The sequence below is a fragment of the Parabacteroides sp. KHUB-01 genome (assembly GCF_056640935.1).
Genome location: NZ_CM153256.1, coordinates 1700018 through 1719898, shown reverse-complemented (window position 1 = coordinate 1719898; position 19881 = coordinate 1700018). Strand labels below are relative to the sequence as shown.

At 38.5% G+C, this 19881-nt stretch carries 13 protein-coding genes and 3 tRNA genes; 8 read left to right on the top strand and 8 right to left on the bottom strand.

Features of this window, described 5'->3' with window-relative positions; translation table 11 throughout:
• Positions 1-60 precede the first annotated feature (60 nt).
• The 3 genes from ACYIAR_RS07680 to rsmD are packed head-to-tail and all read left to right on the top strand — an operon-like array spanning position 61 to position 2062.
• A complete protein-coding gene (locus ACYIAR_RS07680; protein ID WP_480333217.1) occupies positions 61-699 on the top strand; it encodes a hypothetical protein in 639 nt (212 codons plus the stop codon).
• Positions 700-704: 5 nt separating this feature from the next.
• Positions 705-1535 (top strand): DUF3822 family protein, encoded by an 831-nt coding sequence (locus ACYIAR_RS07675; RefSeq protein ID WP_480333215.1) that lies wholly within the window; start codon positions 705-707, stop codon positions 1533-1535.
• Positions 1523-2062 carry a 16S rRNA (guanine(966)-N(2))-methyltransferase RsmD gene (rsmD, locus tag ACYIAR_RS07670; RefSeq protein ID WP_480333213.1) on the top strand — a complete coding sequence of 180 codons (540 nt, stop codon included), beginning with the start codon at positions 1523-1525 and terminating at the stop codon, positions 2060-2062. Before ACYIAR_RS07675 ends, rsmD begins: the two co-directional genes overlap by 13 nt.
• 78 nt (positions 2063-2140) lie before the next feature.
• Here rsmD and cls read toward each other — a convergent pair whose 3' ends face one another.
• From cls to ACYIAR_RS07645, 5 genes are all read right to left on the bottom strand, one after another.
• A complete protein-coding gene (gene cls, locus ACYIAR_RS07665) occupies positions 2141-3577 on the bottom strand; it encodes a cardiolipin synthase (protein ID WP_480333582.1) in 1437 nt (478 codons plus the stop codon).
• Between the two features lie 81 nt (positions 3578-3658).
• Complete coding sequence (locus ACYIAR_RS07660) at positions 3659-6469, bottom strand: outer membrane beta-barrel protein (RefSeq protein ID WP_480333211.1); 2811 nt, start codon at positions 6467-6469, stop codon at positions 3659-3661.
• Between the two features lie 713 nt (positions 6470-7182).
• Positions 7183-7256: transfer RNA gene (locus ACYIAR_RS07655), tRNA-Asn, on the bottom strand.
• An 11-nt stretch (positions 7257-7267) separates the two neighbouring features.
• Positions 7268-7341, bottom strand: a tRNA-Asn gene (locus ACYIAR_RS07650).
• A gap of 11 nt (positions 7342-7352) precedes the next feature.
• Positions 7353-7426, bottom strand: a tRNA-Asn gene (locus tag ACYIAR_RS07645).
• 109 nt (positions 7427-7535) lie between these two features.
• Between ACYIAR_RS07645 and ACYIAR_RS07640 the strand changes: the two genes are divergently transcribed.
• Positions 7536-8513: an adenosine kinase gene (locus tag ACYIAR_RS07640; RefSeq protein ID WP_480333209.1), complete on the top strand. Its 978-nt coding sequence runs from the start codon at positions 7536-7538 to the stop codon at positions 8511-8513.
• A 145-nt stretch (positions 8514-8658) separates the two neighbouring features.
• Positions 8659-10365: a S41 family peptidase gene (locus ACYIAR_RS07635; protein ID WP_480333207.1), complete on the top strand. Its 1707-nt coding sequence runs from the start codon at positions 8659-8661 to the stop codon at positions 10363-10365.
• Here the strand turns inward: ACYIAR_RS07635 and ACYIAR_RS07630 are convergent.
• Genes ACYIAR_RS07630 through ACYIAR_RS07620 form a run of 3 tightly spaced genes read right to left on the bottom strand, consistent with a single transcriptional unit; the run spans position 10340 to position 13208 of the window.
• The gene (locus tag ACYIAR_RS07630) at positions 10340-11461 is read right to left on the bottom strand and encodes a metallophosphoesterase (protein ID WP_480333205.1); all 1122 of its coding nucleotides are present in this window, start codon (positions 11459-11461) and stop codon (positions 10340-10342) included. The genes ACYIAR_RS07635 and ACYIAR_RS07630 overlap by 26 nt on opposite strands.
• 28 nt (positions 11462-11489) lie before the next feature.
• The gene (locus tag ACYIAR_RS07625; protein WP_480333203.1) at positions 11490-12515 is read right to left on the bottom strand and encodes a metallophosphoesterase; all 1026 of its coding nucleotides are present in this window, start codon (positions 12513-12515) and stop codon (positions 11490-11492) included.
• Positions 12516-12569: 54 nt separating this feature from the next.
• Positions 12570-13208, bottom strand: coding sequence for a nitroreductase family protein (locus ACYIAR_RS07620; protein ID WP_480333202.1), 639 nt, complete (start codon positions 13206-13208; stop codon positions 12570-12572).
• A gap of 597 nt (positions 13209-13805) precedes the next feature.
• Here ACYIAR_RS07620 and ACYIAR_RS07615 point away from each other — a divergent pair.
• From ACYIAR_RS07615 to ACYIAR_RS07605, 3 genes are all read left to right on the top strand, one after another.
• On the top strand, positions 13806-16292 hold the full coding sequence (locus ACYIAR_RS07615; RefSeq protein WP_480333200.1) for a TonB-dependent receptor: 2487 nt from the start codon (positions 13806-13808) through the stop codon (positions 16290-16292).
• Positions 16293-16344: 52 nt separating this feature from the next.
• The gene (locus tag ACYIAR_RS07610) at positions 16345-16887 is read left to right on the top strand and encodes an HDIG domain-containing metalloprotein (protein WP_480333198.1); all 543 of its coding nucleotides are present in this window, start codon (positions 16345-16347) and stop codon (positions 16885-16887) included.
• 135 nt (positions 16888-17022) lie between these two features.
• Positions 17023-19716, top strand: coding sequence for a putative LPS assembly protein LptD (locus tag ACYIAR_RS07605; RefSeq protein ID WP_480333196.1), 2694 nt, complete (start codon positions 17023-17025; stop codon positions 19714-19716).
• The last annotated feature ends 165 nt before the right edge of the window (positions 19717-19881 follow it).

Below are 19881 nucleotides of genomic sequence, written 5' to 3'. Positions count from 1 at the left end.
ATATTCTTTTTTAAATTTGCCGAACGAAATAATAAAATAAATTCAAAAAATATATAAACCATGAAAGTTGCATTAAAAGTATTATTGGCCGCAGCAGTAGTTGTATTGGCGTACATGTGTTATCAGAGTATTCTAACTCCAATCAATTTCAACAAGGAGAAAGAACGTCGTGACGAAGCAATCAAAACTCGTTTGATTGAAATCCGTAAAGCTCAGATTGAGTATAAGAATGTTCACGGTGTTCATGCTGCGAACTTCGATGAATTGGGCAAATTCTTGAAAGAAGAAAAACTTCCGTTCTTGGTTAAAGAAGGTGTTTTGACTGATGAACAATTGGAACAGGGTATGACAGAAAAAGAAGCCGTTAAGAAAGGTTTGATCAAACGTGATACTATCTGGATTCCAGCTGTTGATACATTGTTAGGTAAAGGATATGATATTGATGCTATGCGTTATGTTCCTGGTGTTCCTGGTGATAAAATTGAATTCCATATGGATACAGCTACTTTGAAATCTGGTTCAGGTTATGAAATCAAAGTATTCGTTTGTGAAGTTCCATTTGATTCTTATTTGCGTGGTATGGATCCTCAGTTGGCATACAATTTGAAAGACAAAGCTGAAAAGCAGGGTAAATATGCAGGTATGCGTGTAGGTTCTTTGGAAGAAATCAATAACAACGCAGGTAACTGGGAAAATTAAAATCTATGACTATCAGAATTCCTGATACAATAACATCCGAGCATTCTGAGAAATATATAGTATCCATCCGGCTAGCGCCGGATGGATTTTCTTTTTCTGGATATAACCCTCAGGAAGCTGACAGTGCGTTCTTCTGTCATCGACAGTTGAGCAAACCTGATTTGTATATCGATTCTTTGAAAGAATTCTTCTTTACCAATGAATGCCTTTCATGGAAATATAAGAAAATATATGTTATTCATTCTTCTTCGGATTTTCAGGTTCTCCCCAAAGAAATGTTTGATGAGAAGATGAAGGAACAGCTGATGCAGTTTGTTTTTTGCGACAGTAAAGGACATGTTTTTTCAAACAAACTTAAGTTTGAGAATGCTGTGCTTCTTTCAACTATTCCAGAAGATATTTATGAGTTCTGTTCACGTTCATTCATAAATCCTCTATTTCTCAATCCTGTTTCTGTTCTTTTGACTCAATGGCAAAAACAGGCTTCTAATTCATTATACAGACAAATGTATATATCCTTGTCGAAAGATAAGATGACATTTGCCGCATTTGCTCCACAAGGTAAGTTGTTGTTTGCAAATAATATTTCTTATCGCGATAATCAGGATTTGTTATATTATATATTGTATATTTGGAAACAGAATAAATTCAATCAATTGCAGGACTGTCTTTATATCTATGGAGAAACTGGTAAATGTGAGGATTTAAGGAAATCCTTGTCTGCATATGTAAGAAATGTTTCACAGCTTTCTCTTCCTTCTGAAGTTTATTTGCGGGGAAACGATTTGCTCGAAGCTCCGCTTGATTTAATATATTTAACTGTATGCGAATTATAAGTGGAAAATATGGCCGTCGTCGTTTTGATGTGCCTTCAACATTCAGTGCTCGTCCGACAACGGATTTTGCAAAGGAAAATTTATTCAATGTTCTTATTAATATAATAGACTTTGAAGATTTGGATGCATTGGATTTGTTTGCTGGAACAGGTAGCATATCTTTTGAATTACTTTCGCGCGGTTGTCGTTCCGTGATATCCGTAGAGAAGAATAATGCTCATGCCTCGTTCATTGCAAAAGTTGTCCGTGAATTGAAGGATGAAAATCATAAACTGATTCGAGGTGATGTGTTCCGTTATTTGCATTCGGCTCCAAAGCAAAGTTTTGACTTTATTTTTGCTGATCCGCCTTATGCTTTAAAGGAATTGCCAGAAGTTCCAACATTAGTATTCGAAAGAGATTTGCTTCGTGACGGTGGAGTTTTCGTAATGGAACATCCTGCTTCAAAAGACTTTTCTTCTCTTCCATATTTTTCTCAAAGAAGAGTTTACGGAGCGGTTAATTTCAGTATATTCGTAAAAGAATAAACCAGACGTTAATTGTTGAAAAGCAGGTTGGCAATATTAACAGAATATATTTTGTTTCGTTGTCAACCTGTTTCTTTTTTATAGTAGTGGTGAGAATAATCTCATAAACGATTCCTGCATTTTCTTCATTCTAGGTCTTTTTATCCAGACAGATAGTTTTATCTTTTCGCAATTCTCCTGGTCGTGCAGGAATATTTTCTTCATTTCTCTTGCGAACGAAGTCTGATAAACAATTGCATTCACTTCAAAGTTGTGTTCAAAACTTCTGAAATCCATATTAGCAGAACCTATGCAGGAAATATAATCGTCGCAGATTACAAGTTTGGAATGCAGGAATCCAGGTTTGTAGAAATATACTTTTGCTCCAGCTCTCAACATTTCTTCAATAAACGAACAGCTAGCCATATGTACAGTCCTAGTGTCAGATTTCAAAGGAAGCATAAGCCTTACATCAACACCGCTCAGCGCAGCAATGTGTAAAGCCTGGCTTAGACTTTCCGTAGGCAAGAAATAAGGTGTCTGTATATAAATATATTTCTTAGCATTAGTTATTATGTGTATTATTCCTTGCAGAAGATTTCTCCATGGACCAATCGGTCCGCTTGTTATCACCTGCATTATATTATCATCATATACTTCTGTCTTGGGATAGAATATTTTGTCACTTAAGATTTGTTTACTCATGGCATACCAGTCTACAAGAAATGAAGCCTGTAATCCATGAACACCTTTACCTATGATTCGGAAATGAGTATCTCGCCAAATCCCCCATTTCGCTCCATCTGTATATCTGTCGGCAATATTCATTCCGCCAATATATCCTATATAACCATCAATTACTACAATTTTTCTGTGATTCCTATAGTTTACCTTACTGGTGAACACAGGGAAAACTACCTTCAGGAAAGGATATATTTCTACTCCTTTACTTTTCATTTCATTGAAGAAATTATTATGAACATTCCAGCATCCTACATCGTCATAAAGAACTCTGACTTTTACTCCTTCCTGTGCTTTTCTGATTAATATATCTTTTATTTTATTGCCGATAGAATCATCACAGAAAATATAATATTGCAGATGAATATATTGTTTAGCATTATTCAAATCATCAATTAATGCAGCAAACTTATCTTTCCCATTTGTAAAAATATCAATTTTACTACCGTATAGCAGAGGCGATTTATTGTTTCTGCTTATAAGCGCTGATAATTGAGAGTATTCTTCTGGCAACTGGCAGGAATCCGTAGGTAGTTTACCTGTTTTAGGTTGGTTTATAATTCTTTTATATGTTCTTCTGGAGATAATTTTCTGTTTACGGTTGTCTTGCCCAAAAAAGAAATAGAAAACCAGACCTATACCGGGAGCAAGCAGAAGCACAATTACCCACGGTATAGTCTTTAGCGGATTTCGGTTTTCCGTTATAATAACCAGACTCAGTCCAATGATTGTTATGCTATAGAGCAGGATAAATATTGTACTGAAAATCCATTCTATATTTATAAAGGCAAACATCATTCAGAATTATGTGAGATTAAGCCATAAAGGTATAAAAAATAAGAAAGCTTTCAAATTTCATAGTCTTTGTTTGTTGTATTATCTACCCGGATGTCCAGGTCCACCAGGACCAGGACCGCCTAGGTGCGGAGGTAGTGGCCGTGGTCTTCCATCCGGGCCTTTGTCTCTTCCTCCGGGTTGCCCTCCTTTGAATATACTGAATCTGTAAATAAAATGAAACATAAAGTAACTGCTCAGTGTGTTATATACCGAGTCGCTTATCCTGCTAGCTGTAACGCTTCGTGAAATGTTGCTTCTTTGCTGAAGAATATCATAAATCTTGAATCTTAAAGTTCCCTGGTTGTTTTTCAGGAACGACTTTGAGACAGAAGCATTCCACAACACCTCGTTTAGTTCGAACCCGTCGGCATATCCGGAGTTTGTGGACCAATTGATATCACTTTCCACTTTTATATTCCATGGCAGATAAAGTGTAGTGTATCCGCCGACGCTGTAGTTGAATGTTCTAAGATTATTCTGTGCCTGCAAGGAATTTATATTGGAGTTGTAACGGACATTTCCGTTCACACCAATATCCATGAGTGACGAGCGGAAATCAATGCCGGCTCTTTCTGAAAGATTCAGATTCTTGCTCCTATTCTTTTCTCCATTTACAAAGCTGTTTGAGCCGGACATCATTGCCGTAGTCATTGTATTTATTGTGAATTTCTTGTTCTTTAGCGGAGTGTTGAACATAATACGCCCGTTCACTGTAAAATTACCGTTCACGTTTTCATACGTCGTCTGCTGACCACCGGTCTCGCTGTTGAAAACAGTTTTGCTTACAATATCATTAAGAATATAGTTACCATTCAACATAAACATCATAGCACTTTGCTTCTGCGGATTGAACTTGTTGAAATGAGCAATGAAATTATTCGTATATCTTGGCTTCAACTCCGGATTACCGATGATTATATTCAGCGGATTCGAATTGTCTATTACCGGCTGCATCTGAGTCATAGACGGTTGCGAAGTTCTTCCGTTATAATCTATCCTCAGATTAGTTCGTTTGTCAAATCTGTAGTTGAAACGGAAAATAGGAGAGAGGTTTGTCACATTTCTGCTTATATTTGAAAGAACACTGTCGCCGATGAAATTCTCACTTTGGGAGTATGAAGGATCAAGATTGATACCGAACATATACATATATTTTTCCCTCTGAGCCTTGAAACTCAAACTCACCCTTTGATTTATGAAATTATTCCTGTAATTCTTGCTCGAAGCCGTATCCAGAACATTATATTCGCCTTCCTCGTTTTTATTATAGGCATTTTTTAATGACTCCTGTTTCTTCTGGCTGAAAGAATACGTTGCCTGTAGGAAATTGTTTCTGCCTAAAGGCTCAACCCACGAAACATAGGCACGATAATTAAAACTCTTGTTGTCATAACGGATATGCTGGTCAATAATCTGTTTCCTCATTTCCTGCAAATAGTCCGTTTCCGAGTAATTTATTTCATTATTATATGAATCACTTGTTCCTCCTGAAAAAGAAAAACTTAAAACACGTCCTTTATTATTTAGCTTCCTACTCATTTCCAGTCGGGCATTGAGATTATAACCTTCGCCGTCCGAAAAAACATTCGAATTACTTATATTGAGAGTATCTTTATTTATCCTCGTGTTTGTATATTGATAGTTAGAAGTCTGGCTATTACTGTAGCCGAAATCTGGAGTGAAAATAATATTGGTCATAGTGTCCGGTTTCCATTCCATTCTCAGATTCATTCCGGCATTATTATTCCTTGTATTATTTTTAACTTCAGAATCAGAATACGAAATACTATCTCCCGTAAGGAAAGTCTGAGATTTACTTTTGCTGCTTGCATCATTTTCAGAATGTGAATAATTTGCATTTCCTCCAAGAATCATATCCTTGTTGAACTCCTTGCTGAAATTAACGCCGCCATTTCCAGAAGTCGTAATACCATTACCCGCTGAACCTCTTCTTCCACCTCTCATTCCGGAAAACATAGTAGATGCCATATCCGAAAATCCCATATTGTTAGTATTGTTCAGTCCGCCCATAATCGTAATCTGGTCATTGCCATAGAAACGGTTCACCATAGCATTTCCCTCATATCGGTCTTTGCTTCCGTAACCAGCATAAGCATTACCGAACCAACCTTGTTTCATCCCCGGTTTAACGGTAAGATTAATCACCGTTTCTTCTTCGCCATCATCAAACCCTGTGAGTTTAGCCATATCACTTTTCTTGTCCAGCACTTGAACCTTGTCAATCATTTTAGCCGGCAAATTCTTTGATGCCACTTTGGGGTCATTCGAGAAAAACTCTTTCCCGTCAACCATAATTTTGGTGATTTCTTTTCCGTTCACCGTAACTTTTCCTTCGCTGTCCACTTCAACACCGGGCATTTTCTTTAGCAAATCCTCCAGCACCGAGCCTTCGGTCACTTTATATGAATCAGCATTATATTCCGTAGTGTCATTTCTCACGATAACCTCCGGCGCTTTTCCAACCACAACAGCCTCTGCAAGAGCAATCGATTCGTCCAGCATATATAATTTGCCCACATAAACCTTATCCTTTTTTCCGGAAATCTGAATATCCTTATATAATGGCTTGAATCCTATAAATGAAATATTCAGCAAATATTTTCCCTTTCGTACACCTTTCAACGTGAAACTCCCATTCTTGCTGCTTGCCACGCCGCGAATCATCGAGCTGTCCTTAGGATTAAGTAGACGCACTGTCGCTTGTTCAACAGGGAAATCTGTTCCTTCTTCAAATACAGAGCCGATAATATCACATTTCGTATTTTGGGCATTCACTGTGGAAAAACTTATCCAAAAGATAAATATATAAAGTAAGTATAGTCTTTGCATTTGTTATTATTATTTATTCTGTTACAGAATAGACAAATTTTGTCTTTTAAAGTTTAAAAGAGATTATGCTAAATATAGATTGTAACCATAAGTATAATTTGTCAGATTTATTGTAATAAAAACATCTATTCACCTAGGTGGTTCAATCAACTCACCTAGGTGGTTCAATCAATTCACCTAGGTGAGCCAATCAATTCACCTAGGTGAATCGATATTTTTATAAGGTAAAAATTGATATATAAATACAATCATTCTAAATTATAAATGTGATAAAATGGAGTATTTGTTTTGTAGTGTTTGTATGAGTATTAAAACCTGTTGAAAATAGGGTTTGAAATGCATTTGTTGAAAACTTAGGAGAATGTTGATAAGTTTGTTGATAAACTTGTTGAAAACCCTGTTTATATCTGGTTGATTTAAGAAATGAGTAGAAAGGTTATTCACAGAAGTCTGTTGAAAACTCTGTTATTTGTTGAAAAGTCTGTTGATAACCCTGTTAAAAACCTTGTTGATTAAGAGGAAATGTTGAAAACAATGTTGAATTCGATTTTCACAGAGTATTGTTGAAAACTTGTGGAAATGTTGATAAGTTTGTTGAAAAACCAGTTGAAAAACTATCCGGATGTTGATAAACTGGTTGATAATCCTGTTTAAAACAGGTTGAAAAGAGACAAAATAAAAGAGAGGTACTTAATAGTATCTCTCTCTTATTGCTCTTCCTCTTGGACTTGAACCAAGGACCCTCTGATTAACAGTCAGATGCTCTAACCGACTGAGCTAAGGAAGAATTTATTTTTGCTCTTCTTCTTGGACTTGAACCAAGGACCCTCTGATTAACAGTCAGATGCTCTAACCAACTGAGCTAAAGAAGAATTTATTTCTGCTCTTCCTCTTGGACTTGAACCAAGGACCCTCTGATTAACAGTCAGATGCTCTAACCGACTGAGCTAAGGAAGAGTATTGTTGCTTTTTCATTCTTGACTTATGTCCTTCCCTGAAATTGCACTGCAAAAGTACGAGGTATTTTTGAAATATGCAATATATTTGTAGAAAAAATTTGAAAAAAATGAAGATTTTAGGTTTAGGTAATGCTTTAGTGGATGTATTGAGCCGTTTGAAAAGCGATGAAAAGCTAGTGGAAATAGGTGTTCAGAAAGGTGCTATGGATATGATTTCCAGGGAGAAAATGTTTGCAATCCGTGCGGCTCAGTCTGGCGAAGAGTCAACTCAAGCTCCAGGTGGCTCAGTTTGCAATACAATGCGCGCAATTTCATATTTAGGCGGAAATTCTGGTTTTATTGGTAAAATTGGAGATGATGAAATCGGAAAATTCTATGAAAATTCTTTGAAAGAGGCAGGCGTTGCACCATATTTTATCAAAGAAAACGGTCCGACCGGCAGTTGCACTGTGCTAATTTCTCCGGATGGAGAGCGCACAATGGGTACTTTTCTTGGTCCGGCGCCGACAATTGACCCTTCAGAAATCTCAGATGAAGTGTTGAGCCTGTATGATTACATATATATAGAAGGATATTTACTGGTAAACGACAATTTGGTGCGTGAAATAATGAAGCGTTCAAAGAAACTAGGATTGAAAGTTGCTTTGGATTTGTCGAACTTTAATATTGTAAATGCTTTCCGTGGTTTTCTTGAAGAGATTATTCCGGCTTATGTAGATATTCTTTTCAGTAATGAAAGCGAAGCTGAAGCATATACCGGTAAACCGGCTGTCGAAGCTGTCAAAACATTGTCTGAAATGGTTGACATATCATTGGTCACTATAGGTAAGGAAGGTTCAATTGTAGGAAGCAAGGGCTCATTTATTAAGATAGCTGCTGAAGGTGGAAAACCGATTGACACAACAGGTGCCGGTGATAACTTTGCCGCAGGTTTCCTTTACGGACAGAGTATTGGCGCAACTCTTGAGCAATCTGCACGCATAGGTTCTGTTCTTGCAGGATATGTAATCGATGTTGTCGGACCTCAGATTCCTGCTGATAAATGGGAACAAATAAAGTTAAAAGTAAAAGATATTTTGGCATAAAAAGAAACATATTATCTACATTTACGAGCTTTTAGGTGGAAAAATTGCGGTAATTTTGTTTTAATCTCCGTAATTCTTGCGAATTATATAATTTGCGACACTTGAACAGACTAATATATTATTAATGTAGAAAAACAAGAATATAATGCATATGCAACGTAAATCTATTTTGGGCTTGGTTTGCTCGTTGCTTCTTTCAGGTGCTGTTGCTCCGGTCGGAGCTCAGGTGAAAGACAACCGATTTGAAGTGAGCAAAAACCTAGATATATTCAACGCTTTGGTGAAGGAAGTTGAGATGTTCTATGTCGATACTGTAGATGTAGAGAAAACAGTGCGCCGTGGAATAAATGCAATGCTTGGCGGACTTGACCCTTACACTGAGTATATTCCTGAGGAGGAAATGGGAGACTTCAAACAAATGGTGACAGGCGAATACGGCGGTATTGGTTCATATATACGTCAGAGAAACAAAAATGGCGGTGCTATGATTGCCGAACCGTTTGAAGGAATGCCGGCTGCCGAAGCAGGTCTTAAGGCTGGCGACCTGATTCTTGCCATCGATACTATCGACGTTTCCAAAATGCAGAGCGACAAGGTGAGCGAGTTGCTCAAAGGTGTTCCAAACTCAAAAATGACGCTGACAATTCAGCGTCCCGGCGAGAAGAAACCGAGAAAGTTTGAGATAATGAGGAAGAAAGTCCTTGTTGACCAGGTTACTTGGTATGGCGTCCGAAACGACAGTGTCGGTTATATATATCTGAAAGGTTTCACCGACAAGAGCGCACAGGAAGTGAAAGATGCTTTTATCGACCTGAAAAAGAATCACAACATAAAGTCTCTGGTTCTTGATTTACGTAACAATGGCGGTGGAATTCTGGACGGTGCAGTTCAGATTGTTGGAATGTTTACGCCTAAAGGAACTGAAGTGGTTTCAACAAAGGCAAAGAATCCGGCTATGAACAGAACTTACCGCACTCCGGTTGAACCGATTGATACAGTTATGCCGATTGCGGTTCTTATCAATGGCGGTTCGGCCTCAGCAGCCGAAATCCTTTCCGGAGGTTTACAGGATATGGACCGTGCAGTTCTTGTCGGACAGCGTTCGTTCGGAAAAGGTCTTGTTCAGGCTCCGAGAGAATTGCCTTATAACGGAAGTCTTAAGGTGACAATAAGCAAATATTATATCCCAAGCGGCCGTTGCATTCAGCAGATGGACTATACTCACCGCAAGGAAGATGGTTCTGTTGAGGCTATTCCGGACAGTTTGACTTCAGTGTTCTATACAAAGAACGGACGTCCGGTGCGTGATGGCGGTGGTGTTCGTCCTGAATTTGAGGTTGAAGAGCCTAAGATGCCGACAATGATGTATTATCTTGCTGTTGACACTGTGCTGATGGACTACGTTACAGAATGGGTTCAGAAGCATAAAACTATTCCTCCGGTTGAAGAGTTCGAACTTTCGGATGAGGATTTCGAAGCATTCAAGGCTTATGCTTCAGAAAAGAAATTCACTTATGACCGTCAGAGCGAAAAAGCATTGAAGAATCTGAAAGAAGTTGCCGAATTTGAAGGTTATCTCAATGAAGATTCAACATTGTTCAAAGCCTTGGAAGAAAAGTTGACTCCTAATTTGAACAGAGATTTCGACCGATTCAAGAAAGAGGTAAAGAAACTCCTTTCTGCAGAGATAGTGAAACGCTATTATTATCAGAAAGGAGAGTTGATATTTAACCTCAGAGATGATGAAGTTTTGGATAAAGCTCTAGAAGTTCTTGCCGACCCTGAAATGTACAGAAAGGCATTGGAAAAGCCGGCAGAAGAACCTGCTACTCAAACTTCAGATGCAAAATAACAATTTCGGATAATGTTCCGACGCGATAAGGCGGTCCGGCACAACCTACACCAGAAGAAACGTAGTGTTGAGTCGGGCCGTTTTTATATTCTCCATAAGGACATTCATATATGAACTTCATCAGCAGCGGATATGGCCAGAACTGTCCGTTATGTGTATGTCCGTGCAATCCCAAATCAATATTGTTCATTCTCATTTCGCTGAAACAATATGGCTGATGGTCAAGAACAATAGTTGGCAAATCATGCGGCTCATTCTTCAGAATCTCGTTCAGAGGTTTTCTATTCTTGTTCACAAAGTCGTCACGTCCGATAAGCAGGAATGTGGAATCCGGACTTACAACGGAATCAATCAGAAGACATCCCATTTTGCGCAGCATAATACGTTTGGCATTAATATTGGCTCTGAATTCGTGATTCCCGTTCACAATATAACTACCCAATGGCGCATTCAGCTTCTGCAAGTCTTCGTCCGAGTGATATTTCTCGGCAAATCGGGATTCATAATCCATAATGTCACCAACCATTACAACCATATCTGGATGCTCGGCATTGCAGAGAGCTACATATTTCTGAACCATAGATTTCTGTATTACCTCTCCAATATGAAGGTCTGTCATCATTGCGATTTTAAGGCTGTCGCGTGTGCTTCCTTTCTTTGGCAAAGTCATATAAACGTGTTTCACTACAGGATTTGTAACTGTACGGTTGGCAATTACCATCAGAATTGACACTCCAACAAGAACCGAAAGGAAAAGAACCCGCTTAACAGCAATACTGTTCCGCTTTACGAATACCGGAATCCAGTGTATGAACCGGTCGGAAAAGCGCAGAACCTCGATTGCTATTATACACATTGTTATATATAATGAAGCAATATACCATGTGTTGCATATCATCATAAGCGGAAGCATGATATCGTCCGGCAAGTCTTTACGGAAAATATATCCGAACATGAAAAGGCAAAATTCCAAAGCAAAAAACAGAAAATAAGGAATTTTCCATTTCTTACCGGAAGGAACTGCCTGATAGCCGCGCCATGCAATGAACGACGTAAGTATGATTTGTCCGAAAATGGACTGGATGAATACTTTCATTTATAATTTAGTTTTTGAGCTGATTAAATTATTTAAGCCGGAATACAACAACTTCGCTTTCAGTGCCGATTCTGAACGGCGGTCCCCACAATGACAAACCGGACGAAACGTAAATATTACTTTCTCCTTTCTTAACGTAACCGTGGCTGACTTCAAACAAATTATCCGTAAGCCAATTCAACGGCCAAATCTGTCCGCGGTGTGTATGTCCGCTGAATTGCAAATATACATTATTATCAGCTGTTTCCTGCAAATCATACGGCTGATGGTCAATCAATATAACAGGCTTTTCGCCGTCTGTTCTCTGCATCAGCTGGTTCAGAGGAAGCCTGTCTTTCTGCCGTTTGTCTTTTCTTCCTGCAATTTGTATTCCCAAATCCTCAATCACAGCAACAGAATCTTCGAGCAATACAACTTGAGTTTCGGAAAGGAATTTACGTGTATTTTCTATTCCACTGAAATAATCATGGTTTCCCGGAGCCATGAATACGCCCGAAGGAGCTTTCAGGCTGTTCAGCTCTTCCTGCATATTGTTGAGTCTGACCGGGCGAATATCGTTATCAATCAAATCGCCTCCAATGATTATTATATCCGGATTTTGCGAATTTATCAGCTGCACGTATTCTTTCATCTGCTCTTTTCCGGTTCCATAACCGAGATGAATATCACTGACGGCTGCTATTGTAATTTCTTTATTCAGCTTTCCATAGGTGTTTAGTTCAATATTCTTAATCTTAGGATTCCTGTAATTCCAATATCCATAGCCAAGAAGTCCGGAAACGACAGCCAGCGTAATCCAAAAGCTGTGTTTTATCTTTATACGGAAAAGTTTCAGTATGTCGAACAACAACAAACCGATAGTCATATATAAAGTGAACACAAGCCAGCTGCAACCTACAAAATGCAGCGACTGCATAATTCCAGTTTCGCTGATATACTTCTTGAACAGAAATTCAGGGAATATTGCCAAAGCACAAAGAGCAAACAATACGGTCAGAATTGTTTTGGCTTTTCTTCGGTCTGACGGCAAAGCTTTGCGTGCATACCTTATCATATACACGTTGGCAATAAGGTATGCACAGAAAATCAATATAAAGGGCATATTATCTTATTTCTTTGGATAACCTACAGGATTATTAAGAAGAGGAATCTGGCTGTCGGTCAGTTTCAGCAATGACTTAATGCCTTCGACGTCCATGCTTGCACGCGGAACAGTCGACAAACCTATTCCCGCACAGAAAAGATTGATGTTTTGGCAAACTATTCCAGCATCGCACGCAGTTGTAATTCTGGATTTTTCAGTGTTGTTACCAAATTTCGATACGTCAGAAACCAAAAGAAGAGAAACAGGTGCCGACATTACGAAATCCTGCTGTCCGGCAATCAGTTTGCGATGGTCGCCTTTTGCCACAGGTTTCAGCTCGTTGGCGAAAGCATCATATTTGTACACACCTTCTTTCTTGAATACATACACATCAACTTCCTGCTTGTTTAAAGCTGATGGAGCTGTCCTTTTCTTTTCGCCAGGGCGGTTTACTCCGTTTGCAGCCCACAAAATGTCCGAAAGGTCTTGCAGTGACAAATCTTTTGAATCAAACACTCGGTCGGAATGTCTCTGCTGCAATGCTTCGGTAATTGATACACCGCGGTTTTTACTTGGAGCATTGAGTTTGATAACATCTAGCCCCTGTGCAAAAGTTGCCGAACTTAGCAAACTTATGCCTAAAACTAAAAGCTGCTTTTTCATAAAATGTTGTTTTTAATTCAGGAAAATTCCGGCGGGAATATGCCGGTTAATTATTCCTCGGGATTTTTATTCCCTACAAAAATAGTATAAATTCTTAATAATCACTTTTCGTCTGTATTATATTTGTATGTGTTTCCCTAGGTTCAATCTGGTTTCGGGGAAAATAGTTTCCAGCAATTTTTGAATCGTATTTAATATTACCAATTGCTAAATTCGTATGAAAAAGTTTTTCCATATATTGTGAAAAAAGTTTTTCACTATGATGAAAATAAAATTTCATAATATATGGAAAAAGTTTTTCAGTGTGTAGTTTTATGATGAAAATGTAATAAACTGATTTATAGTGATTAAATGTAGGGTATGTTGATATGCGAAATTTTTATTGAAAAAAATATGCTCCAAGAGTAAACTATTTGTATTCTACTGCGTCAAATAAATCGAATTAAGGTTTCGTAAGTAAGAGCTTTGAACATTATTGAATACTCATAGCTGCAAAAGTTTAGGCAATGTGGATTTGATTTTAGAAGCTATACGGCTTGCGCAGCTAAAGAGAGAGAAAAAAATAACCTGAGTAAAATCTTTAAGTGTGTGAATGAGATGAAAAATTGCTTGTTTATCTTATTGTGTTTTATGCTTTCTGCCTTTTCGGCAGTGGCACAAACGGGAGCGAAAGGGAACTTTGTTATTAAAGGACAGGTTGTCGATTCGCTGACAAATGAAACAGTTCCTTATGCGACATTGAGCATCGCATTGCAGAACAATCCGCAGAAATCATTGTTGCTTTTGGCATGCGACATTGATGGTAATTTTGAGGCTTCATTGAAGTCGGCTGGTAAATACATTCTTTCCATGCAGTCAATCGGAAAGAAGCCGGCGCAGAAGAAATTCACCCTTTCTGCAGGTAAAAATACCCTTAACCTCGGCAAGCTTTATATGATTGATGATAATCAGAGACTTGACGAAGTAACCGTTGTGGCGCAGAAACCGCTTGTGAAAGTGGAAATTGACAAACTTACTTATAGTCTTCAGGACGACCCTGAATCTCAGACAAACAACACCCTTGACATGCTTCGCAAAGTGCCGATGATTACGGTGGATGGAAATGATGAAATACAGTTACAAGGTTCAACAAACTTCAAAATATATGTAAACGGTAAACCTTCAAACATGCTCAGCAACAATCCTTCTGATGTTTTGAAGAGTATGCCGGCAAGTTCTGTAAAAGATATCGAAGTTATAACAGATCCGGGAGCAAAATACGACGCTGAAGGTGTTGGTGGTATAATCAATATCATCACAACCAAGAATTTGTTCCAGGGTTATACCGGAACAGTACGTGCCAGCGCAAGTACATTAGGCAGATTTGGTGGTGGTGCTTATGTATCGGCTAAATATGGTAAATTCGGTATAACAGCTAATTACAACTATAATTATAATAACTCTCCATGGAATGAATCATATTCTATTCGTGAAGATTATGGAACAGACTCACGTGCCGGAAGTGTTTTGAACCAGAGTGGACGCAGTAAAAACCAAGGTCCGTTCCAGTTCGGTTATCTTGAAGGTAGTTATGAAATAGACTCATTAAACCTTATTACAGTAGGTGCAAACCTTTTCCGTGGTGATAACACTTCAAAAACAGAATATGCCGTTGAAATGTTGGGCAGGAATGGCTCTGAATTGTTGCCTTCATATTCTTATAACAGAAACAGCCGTTCAACATCTGTGTTTGGTTCAACGGATATTAATGTTGATTATCAGCATTCGACACATAAGAAAGGTGAGCTTCTGACTCTTTCTTACCGTTTCAGCCAGTCGCCAAACAATAGCGAAAGCTATACGGAATTGCTGGATGTAGTTGATTATCCTTTGATGAGCGATTATCCTCAATGGACAATAAATGACGCTGCAACAAATGAACATACATTTCAGTTTGACTATACAACTCCAACATGGAAGAATCATACACTTGAGGCTGGTGTGAAATATATTTATCGTGGTAGTGACAGTGAAACTGACAGAAGATATTACAGAGATTCTATTCAAGATTGGGAATCTGTATACGATGCTAACAGCGATTTCCGCCATAACCAGCATATTTATTCTGCTTATCTTGGTTATGCAATGAAATTCGGAAAATTGGGAACTAAATTCGGTGTGCGTGGTGAAGGTACATCCTTGAATGTAAAATACGCCTACGATCCATCAATGAACTTCAAGACAAATTATTTTGATGTAGTTCCTAACCTGACATTGTCTTATCAGATAACTCAGGCTCAGCAGGTTCGTGTAGGATATAATATGAGAATTCGCCGTCCTGGTATCCGTTATTTGAATCCTTATATCAATGATACCGACCCGTTGAATATCTCTTATGGTAATCCGAATTTGGATTCTGAAAAGAGCCATAATATACGTTTGAACTATAGTATCTTTACTCAGAAGTTCAATATGAATTTTAGTGGAAACTACCGTTTCGTGAACAATTCAATCGAGCAATATACATGGGTGAACGATCAGGGTATATCTGAAACGACTTATGGTAATATCGGCCGTACACGTTCTGTAGGTGCATTCCTTTATGCAAGTTATAGTCCGATAGCAATGCTCAGAATATTTACAAATGCCGGAATGAATTATGAAAAACTTCAAAGTACTGAAGGTAATCTTGCTAACGATGGTTTCAGTGGTAGAGTTTTTGCAGGTGCACAGCTTACTTTGCCGAAAGATTTCCGTATTGATTTGAATGGTGGATATTTTTCTCCTAGAATCAATTTGCAGGGAAAAAGTTCTGCAATGTATTTCACAGGTATATCTTTAAATAAGAGTTTCTTTGATAAAAAACTTACTGTATCTCTTTCTTGCAACAATCCGTTCTGGAAAACTATTAAGATGGAAAGTAACACAGCAGATGATACATTCAATATGAAAACCGTATCATATAATCATGCACGTGATTTCCGCTTGAGCGTTTCTTACCGTTTCGGTTCATTGAAAGATGTCATCAAGAAAGTAAAACGTGGCATCAGTAATGACGACTCAATGGGTGGCGAAAATGAGAATGGAGGCGGAATGCAGATGTAATAATCCAAAATATTTTGTATACTTGCGAAACTTTTAATAATAGTATATCCGTATGAATCCATTAGAAATAATACAGAAATATTATGCTGAAGATAGCGAGGCTTACAGAATATTGGTAAACCATAGCAGGAGTGTAGCTGATAAAGCATTGGAAATAGGTAGAATGCATCCGGAAATGAACTTGGATTTGAAGTTTGTTGAGGAGGCAGCTATGCTCCATGATATAGGAATTTTCAAATGTGATGCTCCGGAAATAGATTGTCACGGGGTAATGCCTTACATTTGTCATGGTTATCTTGGAGCGGAACTTATGCGTCATGATGGTTATCCAAAGCACGCATTGGTTTGTGAGCGACACACGGGAACCGGTCTTTCATTGGAAATAATAGATGCCCGTCAGCTTCCTGTTCCACGCCGGGATATGCGACCAGTGTCGATGGAAGAGCAACTTATCTGCTTTGCTGATAAATTTTTCAGTAAAACAAAATTAGGTAAGGAAAAGAAGATAGATAAGGTTAGAACAAGCCTTTCAAAATATGGAGAAGAGACATTAAAGCAATTTGATGCTTGGTGTAAACTCTTTTTAGGAGAATAAAACTTCTGATAACGATTAATTTGTTATACCTTTGCGCTCTGCATGATACTCAACTCTTGCAGGGCGCTCAAGTTTCGTTGTGCGCCGTTTTGTTTTCCGCAGGTTGAGGCAACGAAACTTGAATAGAAATAGATAATGAGATATAAAATCCTTATAACCCTTTTGACGTACCTTCTCTTTGGAGGATTCGGAGTTATGGCACAGGTGGTGGAGACGCCGGCTGATACGTCTGCTGTAGTCTTGCCTGCCGATACGTTGGCTACTGATTCCGTTCCGAAAAAGAAAAATGCACTTGATGCTCCTGTTGATTATCAGGCAAAAGACTCTATTGTGATGACAGCAGGGAACTGGGCATATCTGTTTGGTGAAGGAAATGTAAAATATCAGCAGATTGAATTGCAGGCAGAGAAAATCGAGATGAATATGGACAGCAGTATTGTGTTTGCCAAGTTCGGTCTGGATTCAATAGGTGCGGAGTTCGGTTATCCTCTTTTCAAAGATGGCGGTCAGGAATATGAGTCAAAGACTATGAGATATAATTTCAAGTCGAAAAAAGGTTTCATAACTGACGTAATTACTCAGCAGGGTGAAGGATATGTCACTGCCGGACGAACAAAGAAACGTGACGATGATGCTCTGAATATGGTGGGCGGACGATATACTACTTGCGACAATCACGAGCATCCTCACTTCTATATCCAGATGACTAAAGCGAAGGTTCGCCCTAAGAAAAATATTGTTACCGGTCCGGTTTATCTTGTGGTTGAGGATGTTCCTCTGCCGTTGGGTTTGCCGTTCTGTTTCTTCCCTTTCTCTGAATCTTATTCTTCAGGTATATTGATGCCAACATTTGGTGATGAATCTGCCCGCGGTTTCTTCCTTCGTGATGGTGGTTATTACTTTGCGCTGAGTGATTATATGGATTTGGCTCTGACTGGAGAGATTTACACTAAAGGTTCTTGGGGAATTTCTGCTCGCTCGAGCTATAAGAAAAGATATAAATACTCTGGTAGTTTCAATGCTTCATATTTGGTCTCCAAGTATGGTGACAAAGGTTTGCCAGACTATTCTTTGTCGAAGGACTTTAAGATTCAGTGGACTCATACTCAGGATGCGAAAGCAAACCCGTACAGGTCGTTCTCGGCAAGTGTAAACTTTGCAACCAGTAGTTATGCCCGTAACCAGTATTATGGACCTATGGCTCCGGGTGGAACTGATAACGTGAAGAGTTCAAGTGTCAGTTTGACTCAGCGTTTCCCGGATTTTCCGCTTTCTATATCTGCTTCTGGTTCAATCAGCCAGAGAACTCAGGACTCATCTATATCTGTTACATTGCCTGATATTTCTTTTACATTGAGCCGTGTTTTCCCATTTAAAAGAAAGAATCCTGTCGGAAGCGAACGCTGGTATGAGAAGATTTCATTGTCATATACAGGTTATTTGAGAAATAGCATCAATACTAAGGAAAATTTGCTTTTCAAATCTAATTTAGTAAAAGATTGGCGTAATGCCATGCAGCATACAATTCCGGTAAGTGCTACGTTCTCTTTGTTCAAATATCTGAATATTTCTCCTTCATTCAATTATACTGAGAGATGGTACACTAATAAAGTCATGCAGGCATATGATATGCAGACTCAGCGTATGGCGCCTTCTGATACGGTGTATGGATTCTATCGAGTTTATGACTATTCTGCATCTATCGGTGCTTCAACAACTCTTTATGGATTTTTCAAACCTTTGCCATTCTTGGGAAATAAGGTGGAAATGATTCGTCATAGAATGGAGCCGTCTGTCAGCTTGAGTGCAACACCTGACTTTGGCTCATCGCGTTTCGGTTATTATGAGAATTATGTATATACTGATGCTCAGGGCGAACAGAGAATGGTGACTTATTCTCCTTTCTCCGGGCAAATGTTCGGCGTTCCAGGAAGAGGAAAAAGTGGAAGTCTTAACTTCTCTCTTAATAACAACTTGGAGATGAAGGTTCGCTCTGATAAAGACTCTACAGGATTCAAGAAGATTAGCTTAATCGACAACCTGTCTCTTGGTATGAGTTATAATATGGCTGCCGATTCGTTCAAATGGAGTGATTTGTCTATGGGCTTGCGTCTGAAACTGACAAAGAGCTATACTCTTAACCTTAATATGATATTTGATACTTATACTTACGGATATGATGAGAAAACAAATACTGTCCGTAAGTTGGATATTCCACGTTGGCAGGCTGGAAAAGGTATTGGCCGACTAAGACAAACCGGAACTAGCTTCTCATACACATTTAATAATGATACATTCAAGAAATGGTTTGGAGGAGAAGATAGCAGCAAGTCAAAATCAAACAATACGAATACTGAAGGCGAAGGACTCCAAGGTAGTGATGCCGGTCCCGAAGAGGAAAAGAAAGAACGTCTTTTGGGCAAGAAGAAAGAAACTGACGAAGTTGATGCAGACGGTTATACAAAGGCAACTATTCCATGGAATTTGTCTTTCAACTATAGTATGTCATTGAATTATGGAGAGTTTAATCCGAAAAGTCTTGAATATAAGTATAGACTTACTCATGCATTGACATTCAACGGAAGTATCCAGCCTACAAAGAACTGGAATTTGAACTTCAATGCGACATATGATTTTGATACAAAGAAGATTTCTTATATGACTTGTAATATATCGCGAAATTTGCACTGTTTCCAGATGACTGCAAGTTTCGTTCCTGTTGGTCCTTATAAGTCATATACATTCTCAATTGCCGTAAGCTCATCGTTGTTGAAGGATTTGAAATATAATCAGAGCAGCAACTATCGTGAAGGGGTTGAGTGGCCGTAGGATTTAAGTTTATAAGGAATATTCCGTAAATAGTATAAAATTAGCCAACTAATTCATGAATAAAATGTTGTGAATTAGTTGGCTTTTATATATTTAGGTGTTCCCCAGAAAATAAGGTTCGACAGTCAAAACGGGGGAAATTCCCAAACTAATATATGGTTAATT

Excerpts from the sequence above, each read along its gene's own strand:
- ACYIAR_RS07680 (WP_480333217.1), top strand. The coding sequence starts at position 61 with ATGAAAGTTGCATTAAAAGTATTATTGGCCGCAGCAGTAGTTGTATTG.
- ACYIAR_RS07675 (WP_480333215.1), top strand. The coding sequence starts at position 705 with ATGACTATCAGAATTCCTGATACAATAACATCCGAGCATTCTGAGAAA.
- rsmD (WP_480333213.1), top strand. The coding sequence starts at position 1,523 with ATGCGAATTATAAGTGGAAAATATGGCCGTCGTCGTTTTGATGTGCCT.
- cls (WP_480333582.1), bottom strand. The coding sequence starts at position 3,577 with ATGTTTGCCTTTATAAATATAGAATGGATTTTCAGTACAATATTTATC.
- ACYIAR_RS07660 (WP_480333211.1), bottom strand. The coding sequence starts at position 6,469 with ATGCAAAGACTATACTTACTTTATATATTTATCTTTTGGATAAGTTTT.
- ACYIAR_RS07640 (WP_480333209.1), top strand. The coding sequence starts at position 7,536 with ATGAAGATTTTAGGTTTAGGTAATGCTTTAGTGGATGTATTGAGCCGT.
- ACYIAR_RS07635 (WP_480333207.1), top strand. The coding sequence starts at position 8,659 with ATGCATATGCAACGTAAATCTATTTTGGGCTTGGTTTGCTCGTTGCTT.
- ACYIAR_RS07630 (WP_480333205.1), bottom strand. The coding sequence starts at position 11,461 with ATGAAAGTATTCATCCAGTCCATTTTCGGACAAATCATACTTACGTCG.
- ACYIAR_RS07625 (WP_480333203.1), bottom strand. The coding sequence starts at position 12,515 with ATGATAAGGTATGCACGCAAAGCTTTGCCGTCAGACCGAAGAAAAGCC.
- ACYIAR_RS07620 (WP_480333202.1), bottom strand. The coding sequence starts at position 13,208 with ATGAAAAAGCAGCTTTTAGTTTTAGGCATAAGTTTGCTAAGTTCGGCA.
- ACYIAR_RS07615 (WP_480333200.1), top strand. The coding sequence starts at position 13,806 with ATGAAAAATTGCTTGTTTATCTTATTGTGTTTTATGCTTTCTGCCTTT.
- ACYIAR_RS07610 (WP_480333198.1), top strand. The coding sequence starts at position 16,345 with ATGAATCCATTAGAAATAATACAGAAATATTATGCTGAAGATAGCGAG.
- ACYIAR_RS07605 (WP_480333196.1), top strand. The coding sequence starts at position 17,023 with ATGAGATATAAAATCCTTATAACCCTTTTGACGTACCTTCTCTTTGGA.